Raw genomic sequence first — 9,414 nt, forward strand, 5'->3', positions numbered from 1 at the left:
CCGTAGAAATAACCATCCGCACCACCGGTCAACGCAAGCGTTCCGAGCGGACCGCCGTTGATGTTGATCGCGGTCGGGCCGCTCATGGCTTGCGCCGATTGCAGCGCCAGCAGCGAGATCGTGGCGCCAAGACCGAGCGACGCAAGAGTCGCACCGAGCGACTTGCGCCGGGTTCTGATTTTTGTAGCCTGCATAATGCCTCCTGTTTAAGCGATTGATGCGTACGTTGCCCTTAAATTAACCGAGATCGGCTCATTTCGAACTGCCGCAGCGCAGCATGATTCACCCGACGCAAACTACATGCCGCTGCAAGAATATGCATCAGTAACCAGGTCAATTCGACGCGATTGACGCCAAGTGTTGCATTTTTACGACATTTAGGATGGCGCGAAAAACGCCGTGATCGCGGCGATCGTCTCAGCGAGCCCAACGCGCTGAACAATCACATCGGGCGGAAACGCCGATTCCAGCCGCGAGGGAAACGCGCGGTCGAGCAGAACGAACACACCGCGGTCGCTCGCGCGCCGAATCAGCCGGCCGAAGCCCTGCCGAAGGCGCAGCCGCACAATGGCGTCATCATAGGATTTCGGATCGCCCTCCGCGAGATGGGAGCGCCGAATCCGGTGCAGAATATCCGGCCGTGGCCAGGGCGTGCGCTCGAACACGACCAGACGAAGTGCATTGCCGGGGACATCGACACCATCGCGCATCGCATCGGTGCCTAACAAACAGGCATTGTGCTCGGTCCGGAAAATATCAACCAGCGTGGCATTGTTCATCACATCGACATGCTGGGCGTATAGTGGAATATTTTCCGCCTCCAGTGCCGGCGCGATGCGCGATTGCACCGCGCGCAGGCGCGAAATGGCGGTGAACAAGCCAAGAGCGCCGCCGCCCGCGGCAAGAAACAGGGCGCGGAAAGCCGCGGCAAGCCCGTCCATATTGTCGCGCGGCGCATCGCGTACCACGAAAATACGGGTTTGAGCCGGGTAATCGAACGGTGAGGCAAAACCAGCGCGAATCGCCGGTGTCGGTAGATAGATCGCGCCACTGCGGGCGGCGGCGCCGCGCCATCCGGCTTCGGGATCTGTCTCGGTCGTGGTGTCGCGCAGCGTCGCTGAAGTGATCAGCAGCCCGTGCGACGGCGCGGCGACGGTTTCGGCGAAGGCTTCGGTCGGATCGAGCAAATGTGACAGCAGAGCAGCGTCTCGTCCCAGACGGATGAACAGGATATGACGTGGTCGTGTGCCGGGTTCCAACGGCGCGGCGCTGACGCTGGCGAGCATGCGGCGCCAGGCGGCCAGGTTATCGAGCGCCCGGCGACGCAGACTACGGGCCATCGCCTCGATGCGCTGGCGATCACGCGCCTCGATCGTGTCGGCTTCGGCATCGAGTCGCGCCAGCAGCCGGTCGCGAATCGCCTTGAGCGGGGTTTCCAGCCGGGAAAGGGCGCGTTCCAGCGTCACGGCGGTCTCGGCCAAATCCGGTTCAACGGGGTGGAGATCGACCTCGAAATCAAGGGCTGACTCACGATCGGCTGATCTGGCGCGGGCACGCGCCTGCGTGACCAGGGCGTTGAGGAAGGCTTCGGCCGGGCCGGTGCCGATCGTATCGAGTTCGGCACCCCCCGTTGAACCAAGTCGGGCAAAAAATGCCGAACCGGGCAGCACGCGGGCGGCAATCAGCGCGGCATCGAGCGGGGCCGCCAGTGTTTCATCAGCGTCGAGCAGATCGGCGATGCGCGGCGCGATGCCGCGAGCGCGTGAGCGACCCCCTTCGGCGCCAAGCAGCCAGCGACGCAATTCGGCCATTTCGATACCGGAGAGTTCGGCCGAAAATGCCGAATCGGCCGCATCGAACAGATGATGCCCCTCATCGAACACATAACGGGTGGGTATGCTGTTATCATCCAACCCGCCCCACACCGCCTGTGCCATGACCAGGGCATGATTGGCGATCACAAGATCGGCGCCGCGCGCCCGGCGGATGACGTGTTCGATCGTGCATCGTTTCCAGTGCGGGCAGGCACCATGGATGCATTCACCGCGCCGATCAGCAATTTGGGGCAGTAAGGCAGTACCGAATAATTCAGCAAACCATCCGGGCAGATCCCCCCCGGCGACATCATGATCGCTCGACACCAGCGCCCAGCGCGCAATCAATCCTAACGCAATGAGATTAGAGCCGCCGTTATTAACGGCGTCTTCATAGTTCAGCAGGCATAGATAGTTTTCACGACCCTTGCGGAGCACAACCCGATTGCGTCGCTTCACGGGGTCGGGTTCGAGCCGGGCGAGTTCCTGTTCGATCTGACGTTGGAGGTGACGGGTGTAGGTTGAAATCCAAACGCTACCCTGGTTACGCTCCGCCCAGAGCGAAGCGGGGGCGAGGTACCCCAGGGTTTTGCCGGTGCCGGTGCCAGCCTCGGCGAGGACGCAATGCGGCGCCCCCTCGGTTGCGGCGGGGGCGAACGCGGCGGTGGCGGCAGAGGCATAATCCGATTGCGCCGGGCGCTGCTCGGCATGATCGCCGAGCAGCTTAGCCAGTCGGTTGCGCGCAGCTTCCGGCGCGACCGGGAAGGCGGAGGGTGGCGGGCGTGGCGCTTCATCGTCCCATTCCGGCAGGATCGACCACAGCCGCAGCGGACCGCGATCCGGTCGCGCGGCGGCATCGTCGAGTGCGGCTGCCACGGCTCTCGCCCACGGCCAGCCGGCACTACCCATCAGGGCGGCCAGACCGGCGGCATGGCGGTTCATTTTGAGGGTTCTGCCCTGCGCGAGGCGGATGAGCAAAGCATCGGCAAGTTCCGGCAGGAGCGCCGCCGCGTCTTCGATCGTGATCGGCGGTTCGAGGTCGAGTGCCCGCGCCATGGCGGCCGCCGTGGGCGCTACGGCCTGCGCCGGCAGGACGAAGGCATAAAGTTCGAGCAGATCGAGCGTCTTAACATTGGTGCCAAGGCGTCTGAGCGTTGATGGGGCGTGGATCACCAGCGGCGGCGGCATCCCGCGCACGGCGCTGCGAGCGGCATCGATGGTGAGATGCAGCAATTCGCCGTCGATTGTCAGAATCGCGGCACGTCCGTGGGCGGTGACCAACGATGGCGCATCGGGCAACAGCGATCGTGGCGGCGCGTTCATGCTCAAGGTTTAGCCGGACCGTGGTTTAAAACAACAACGCCCAAACAGCTCAGGCACTCAATGATGCCACGACGGCCTCGAACATTGGCGTGGTGAGGCGGCCGGTATTGGTGTTTAGCCGCGAGACATGGAAACTATCGGTCAGGGTGATGCCATTGGGCAGGGTCGTGGTCGCGCCGTGGACAAATTTCGCAAAGCTGCTCTTGAGACCAAAGGCACGGAGCGTTGCCTGATGGGCGATGCCGCCGAGCGCCATGATGGCGCGCAGATGATGCATTCGGTCGATCTCATCACGCAGGAACCGATTGCAGGTGGCTATTTCAACCGGTAACGGCTTATTTTCCGGTGGCACACAACGGACCGCGTTGATAATGCGGCAATTGTGCATGGTCAGCCCATCATCGGCACGTTCATGATACGCCCCGGTCGCGAAGCCGAATTTAAGCAGGGTCTCGTAGAGTAATTTACCGGCGAAATCGCCAGTGAACGGTCGGCCGGTGCGATTGGCGCCGCGCAGGCCGGGAGCAAGGCCGACGATGAGCAGTCCGGCACTCAAAGGGCCGAAACAAGCCACCGGGGCATTATGCCAATCTGGAAATTTGCGCTGATTTACCGATCGAAAATCGGCCAGGCGCGGACAGAGCGCGCAATCCGCAGCCGGTATAGCCATGTTCGGCCTATTCGACCTCGGCTTCAGCGCGCTGCGTCCGCTGGCGCGGTTCGGTCTGACGACGGGTGAAATCGCCGGCGATATCCGAGAGTTCAACGAATTGATCAGCCTGCCGGCGCAGCTCATCGGCAATCATTGGCGGCGCGGTCTTGATGGTCGATACAACAGAGACGCGAACGCCGCGGCGCTGCACGGCTTCAACCAGCCGGCGGAAGTCGGAATCTCCGGAAAACAAAATGGCATGGTCGATATGTGGAGCCATCTCCAGCATGTCGATGGCCAGTTCGATGTCCATATTGCCCTTCACCCGGCGCCGACCGGCACCATCGGTGAATTCCTTCGCTGGTTTGGTGACCAGCGTATAACCATTATAGGCCAGCCAATCGGTCAGGGGCTTGAGCGGCGAGTATTCCTCGGTATCAAGCAAGGCCGAGTAATAATAGGCACGAATAAGATTGACACTACCAAAAAAATCCAAGAGTCGTCGGTAATCGACATCGAATCCCACAGCGCGAGACGCAGCATATAAATTGGCGCCATCGATAAAGAGCGCAGTCTTTTCATGGGGGAGTAAGCGCATTGCCAAAACCTTCCGAATCGGGATTGTCTCAAAATATTCAAGTTGAATATGGCCGGCAGATCGTCTTCCTTACGCGAAACCGCCTTGATCGTATAGGGTAAACCACATGCTATTGATCGCGATCGGGTCAAATCTGCCGGGTGCCAATGGGGAGAGCCCGCGGGAAACCTGCCGCGCGGCGCTCGAAATCTTGCGACGAACGGACGGGATGGCTTTCGTTAAAATCTCACCATGGTATCGGACCCGGCCGATCCCGCGCGATGATTCGCAGCCTGATTTTTGTAACGGCGTCGCGCGCTTCGAGGGAAGGCCCGACCCGGCTTGGCTGATGGCAACCCTGCATCGCATCGAAGCCAGTTTCGGTCGGGTGCGTTCGGTAGCCAACGCCGCGCGCACGCTCGATCTCGATGTGATCGACATGAACGGCATGATCCGTGCTGAGCCGTCGCCGACACTACCGCATCCGCGAGCGCATCTGCGGGCTTTTGTGCTTCAACCGCTTCTTGATGTCGCGCCCGAATGGGTGCACCCTTCGCTCAGACGAAGCTGCGCCCAGCTTTTAGCCGCGCTGCCGAACCATGACGCGGATTTCCTGGTTCCGTGGTAGCTGTGTCGGAGCCGGTGGCTTGACGCCGATTGTCGGAATTGGTTGCGCTGCAACGTATCGTCTGGTAACCAACCATTTAGTCTCTATGATTTAGCAGGTTCACGAGGCGGGCATCTCGGTCGTCGTCCGCGCAGTAGTTTTTATCATGCGTTTCAGAGCGCATGGCGATGGGAGTTGGTTAAATGGCACGCGTAACCGTTGAAGATTGCATCGAACAGATCCCCAACCGCTTCGAGTTGGTCCTGCTGGCGGCGCAGCGTGCGCGTAACCTCGCGCGTGGTGCAGCCATCACGATCGATCGCGATAATGACAAGAACCCCGTGGTGGCATTGCGCGAGATCGCCGATGTTTCCGTTGATTTTGGCGGGCTTGAGCAGGATTTGATCAAGTCGCTGTCGCGTGTGCCTGATCCAGAGCCGATCGACGAGGAGGTTCAGGATCTGATCCCGACCGATCAGAATATTTTCGGGTTGCAGGACGTCTCCGCCGAGGAAGAAGCCGCCGCCCTCGCCGCCGAATCCGAGGAAATGACCTCCGAGGATATCGCGGCCGCGATCGAGGCGGAGCTTGGCGGCGGGCGTCTGCGCCGCTGAACCGAGACTCCATGCCATGGTGATGGGGCGCGCCGGGGTCGGTATCAACCAGCCTGCGGCCGCGCCGGATGGGGTCGCCAACGGCACCGCGGTCTATCATGAGGCTTTGGTCCCACTGCTGAATCGAATCAGCAGCTACGATGCTAAAATCGATCCCGCAGTGATCGATGCCGCTTACGGTATCGCCGCTGAAGCCCACGCCCGGCAGATCCGCGACAATGGCGACCCGTACATCACCCACCCGCTGGCGGTGGCTGATATTCTGGCCGGCTACCGGCTCGATGGCGACAGTATTGTGACCGCCCTCCTCCACGATGTCATTGAAGACACCAAAGTTACCCTGCCCGCTCTGCAATCACGCTTTGGTGCCGAAGTGGCGGGGCTGGTCGATGGTGTGACCAAGCTTACCAGGCTTGAACTTCAGTCGGACCGAACCAAGCAAGCGGAAAATTTCCGCAAGCTTGTCCTGGCGATGAGCAAGGATATTCGGGTTCTCCTGGTGAAGCTCGCTGATCGTCTGCACAACATGCGCACGATTCATTTCATGCAGGAACCGGAGCGCCGCGCTCGGATCGCACGCGAAACGATGGAGATCTATGCGCCGCTCGCCGAACGCATCGGCATGGATCGGGTCAAGACGGAATTACAGAATCTGTCCTTCGCCGTGCTCGATCCGGAAGCGTACGATTCGATTCAGGCGCGGATGAATTTTCTGCGCGGCCAAGGGGCTGACGTGATCGACGAAGTGCGCGCCGAGTTGCTGCGTATCTTCGCCACTGCAGGTGTCGAGGTGGTTGATATTGCGGGTCGGGAAAAATCGATTTTCTCGATCTGGGAAAAAATGCAACGACGCAATGTCGCTTTCGAGCAACTATCCGACATCATGGCGTTCCGTATTCTCGTCCCCACGCGGGAGGAATGCTATGTTGCCCTCGGAGCGATCCATGCCGCATTTCCCGTCATCGCCGGGCGGTTCAAGGATTATATCTCGACACCGAAAGCCAACCACTACCAGTCACTTCACACCGGCGTGACGCTTCGTCATCCGCGCAACCAGAAAATCGAGCTGCAGATCCGCACACCCGAAATGCATGCGGTGGCGGAAAACGGGGTCGCGGCGCATTGGGTCTATAAACAGGGGGACGCTTCGCCCTCCGATGTGAAGCAGTTCCGCTGGGTGCAGGACCTGCTTGAAATTTTGGAAAACTCCGCCGCACCTGACGAGTTTCTGGAAAACACCAAGCTCGAACTCTATCAGGACCAGGTTTTCTGCTTTACCCCGAAAGGCCAGTTGATCCAGTTGCCGCGCGGGGCGACGGCAGTCGATTTCGCCTACGCGGTGCATTCGCAGGTTGGCGACACCTGTGTGGGGGGGCGGATCAACGGACGGTTGATGCCTCTGCGCTACGAGTTGCAAAACGGCGACCAGGTGGAAATTCTCACCGCGCGGGGTGGAACCCCATCACCTTCGTGGGAGCGGTTTGTTGTCACCGGCAAGGCGCGTGCGCGTATCCGGCGATTTCTGGCCAGCCAGGTACGCGAGCAGAATCGTGACCAGGGCAAGGCGGCGCTGGCCAAGGCGTTCCGCCAGGACGGGGTCGACGGCTCGGAAAAAATTCTGGAAGCGGCGCTCAAATCGGTCAAGCAGCCGACGCTCGATGATCTCTATGTCGCGGTCGGCACCGGTAATCTGACCGCGAAAGAGGTGGTTCAAGCCGCCTACCCGGAATTGCGCGAGACGCGGGGGGCGCGGATGGTGCCCGGTATGCTCGCCCGCCCGCCGCGGGCGCCGGCGCGCCCGAACGCCTTGCCGCTGACAGGGCTGATTTCAGGCATGGAAGTGCATTACGCTGGCTGCTGCCACCCGCTGCCTGGCGATAAAATTGTCGGTATCATTGCGACCGGCAAGGGAGTGACGATCCATACCCGTGACTGCATGACGCTTGAGACCTTTGCCAATACACCGGAGCGGTTCATCGACGTCGATTGGGATTACGCGCAACTTGCCCAAGGCAAGGACAGCGGCAAAGATGGCGCCGGGCGCGATCGGCCGTTCACCGGCCGGATCAGCGTGATCACCGCCAATGGCCCGAACGCGCTTGCAAATCTGGCAAATGCGGTATCCAAGCAGGACGGTGCCATCGCCAACCTCAAGATCGTCCATCGCCAGCAGGATTTTTTCGAATGTCTGATGGATGTCGAAGTGCGCGATTTGCGGCATTTGTCGCAGGTGATTGCCGGGTTGCGCGCGGCCGGTGGGGTAGCGCAGGTCGACAGGGCCCGAACGTGAACGATCGGAACCCCAAACTGAAATATCCATGATCATCGGCATCGGCTCCGACCTGTGCGATATTCGGCGTATCGAGGAAACCCTGGCCCGATTTGGCGAGCGGTTCATCGCAAGGATCTTCACCGACAGTGAGCGACGCCGCTCCGAGCGCCGGCCGCACCAGCGTGCCGCGAGCTATGCCAAACGCTTTGCCGCGAAGGAGGCTTGCGCCAAGGCGCTGGGCACCGGTTTTCGGCGCGGCGTGTTTTTCTCCGACCTCGGCGTGGTCAATCTGCCGTCCGGCCAGCCGACCATGGCTCTCACCGGCGGGGCGGCAGTGCAATTAGCGCGCTTGATTTCGCCAGGAAAGAAGCCGTTTATCCATGTGTCGCTGACCGACGAATATCCCTATGCCTACGCGCAGGTAGTTATCGAGGCGCGGGAAGGGACCTGAACGATGATCGAGGATGATACAATGCCGGCAATCTGCCGGCATTTCGGCGTTTGCGGCGGCTGTACCGAGCAAGGCGTACCGACGTCGCATTACGTCGATACCAAACGGACATTGCTGGTCAATGCGCTCGCGCAGGCCGGGTTCGTCGATGCGCCCATCACCACAATGACCCTGGTGCCGATGGGAATGCGCCGGCGGGTCGATTTTGCGGCAATGCGGGTGGCGGGCGCGGTGAGACTCGGATTTCATGCAGCGCGATCGCGCGATGTGGTGGATATCGCCGAATGTCCCCTGGTGATCCCGGAAATCTCCGGGCTGATCGGCCCGGCAAGAGAATTGCTGGGCCGCCTGTCGGGATTTCGCAAATCGGGCAGTATTCTGGTCAACGCGACCGACAATGGTCTCGATATCTCGATTGTGCTGGATGGTGAGGCCAGCGCCGCCGATCGGGCTTGGCTGGTGGCATTTGCACGAACCCATGACGTGGCGCGGATCAGCTTGGGCGATGAACCTGTGCTGGTGATGCGCGCGGTTACCCTCGATGTCGATGGATTGGTCGTCACACCCCCACCGGGAGCGTTTCTCCAGCCCACCGTCGCAGGCGAGAGGGCCATTCGAAGCGCCGTAATGACCGGCCTGCCCGACCGCATGACCCGTAAATCACGTATCGTGGAACTCTATGCCGGAATTGGCACCCTGACCGGCGCTCTGGCGCAACGGGCGCGGGTGCATGCGGTCGAAGGCAGCAAGCCTGCCTGTGCCGCGCTCGGAACCGCAGCACGGCTTGCCGGACTAACCGGCAGGATCACGGTCGAAACCCGTGATCTGGCCCGCCGACCGGTAACGGCCAGAGAATTCGCCGGCTCTGCCGCGGTAGTGCTCGATCCGCCGTTCGATGGCGCCGGATCACAGATACGCGCAATCATCGAGTCGAAAGTGCCTCGCGTCATTTATGTCAGTTGTAATCCCGAAGCGCTGGCGCGCGAGTCGAAATGGTTGCGTCAAGCCGGCTATCGAGTGGTGGCGGCAACGCCGATCGATCAGTTTCCGGGATCGAGCCATCTGGAGAGTGTCGTTGTGTTCGCCCTCTGATCCCGCACTTCA

Annotated in this window: 8 protein-coding genes and 1 pseudogene; 5 read left to right on the plus strand and 4 right to left on the minus strand. The window is 61.0% G+C overall.

Going from position 1 to position 9,414, the window contains the following annotated elements; translation table 11 throughout:
• The 4 genes and pseudogenes from ACP5E6_RS03910 to ACP5E6_RS03925 form a co-directional block, all read right to left on the minus strand.
• Positions 1-194 (minus strand): annotated as a pseudogene (locus ACP5E6_RS03910) (hypothetical protein); the annotation flags it as partial.
• Positions 195-377: 183 nt separating this feature from the next.
• Positions 378-3,137, minus strand: a complete 2,760-nt coding sequence (locus tag ACP5E6_RS03915; RefSeq protein WP_427951956.1) for an ATP-dependent DNA helicase — start codon at positions 3,135-3,137, stop codon at positions 378-380.
• Positions 3,138-3,186: 49 nt separating this feature from the next.
• Positions 3,187-3,807, minus strand: coding sequence for a uracil-DNA glycosylase (locus ACP5E6_RS03920; RefSeq protein WP_427951958.1), 621 nt, complete (start codon positions 3,805-3,807; stop codon positions 3,187-3,189).
• A gap of 7 nt (positions 3,808-3,814) precedes the next feature.
• Positions 3,815-4,387, minus strand: a complete 573-nt coding sequence (locus ACP5E6_RS03925; protein ID WP_427951961.1) for an NYN domain-containing protein — start codon at positions 4,385-4,387, stop codon at positions 3,815-3,817.
• Positions 4,388-4,493: 106 nt separating this feature from the next.
• Here ACP5E6_RS03925 and folK point away from each other — a divergent pair, with 106 nt between their 5' ends.
• The 5 genes from folK (at position 4,494) to ACP5E6_RS03950 (ending at position 9,402) form a co-directional block, all read left to right on the plus strand.
• Positions 4,494-4,994 carry a 2-amino-4-hydroxy-6-hydroxymethyldihydropteridine diphosphokinase gene (gene folK, locus ACP5E6_RS03930; protein WP_427951963.1) on the plus strand — a complete coding sequence of 167 codons (501 nt, stop codon included), beginning with the start codon at positions 4,494-4,496 and terminating at the stop codon, positions 4,992-4,994.
• A 182-nt stretch (positions 4,995-5,176) separates the two neighbouring features.
• Positions 5,177-5,587 carry a DNA-directed RNA polymerase subunit omega gene (rpoZ, locus tag ACP5E6_RS03935; RefSeq protein ID WP_427951966.1) on the plus strand — a complete coding sequence of 137 codons (411 nt, stop codon included), beginning with the start codon at positions 5,177-5,179 and terminating at the stop codon, positions 5,585-5,587.
• Between the two features lie 16 nt (positions 5,588-5,603).
• Positions 5,604-7,877, plus strand: a complete 2,274-nt coding sequence (locus tag ACP5E6_RS03940) for a RelA/SpoT family protein (protein ID WP_427951969.1) — start codon at positions 5,604-5,606, stop codon at positions 7,875-7,877.
• A 28-nt stretch (positions 7,878-7,905) separates the two neighbouring features.
• Positions 7,906-8,310, plus strand: a complete 405-nt coding sequence (gene acpS / locus ACP5E6_RS03945) for a holo-ACP synthase (RefSeq protein WP_427951972.1) — start codon at positions 7,906-7,908, stop codon at positions 8,308-8,310.
• 21 nt (positions 8,311-8,331) lie between these two features.
• The gene (locus ACP5E6_RS03950; RefSeq protein WP_427951975.1) at positions 8,332-9,402 is read left to right on the plus strand and encodes a class I SAM-dependent RNA methyltransferase; all 1,071 of its coding nucleotides are present in this window, start codon (positions 8,332-8,334) and stop codon (positions 9,400-9,402) included.
• The last annotated feature ends 12 nt before the right edge of the window (positions 9,403-9,414 follow it).

The organism is Acidiphilium sp. (genome assembly GCF_049977125.1).
Classification (GTDB): Bacteria; Pseudomonadota; Alphaproteobacteria; order Acetobacterales; family Acetobacteraceae; genus Acidiphilium.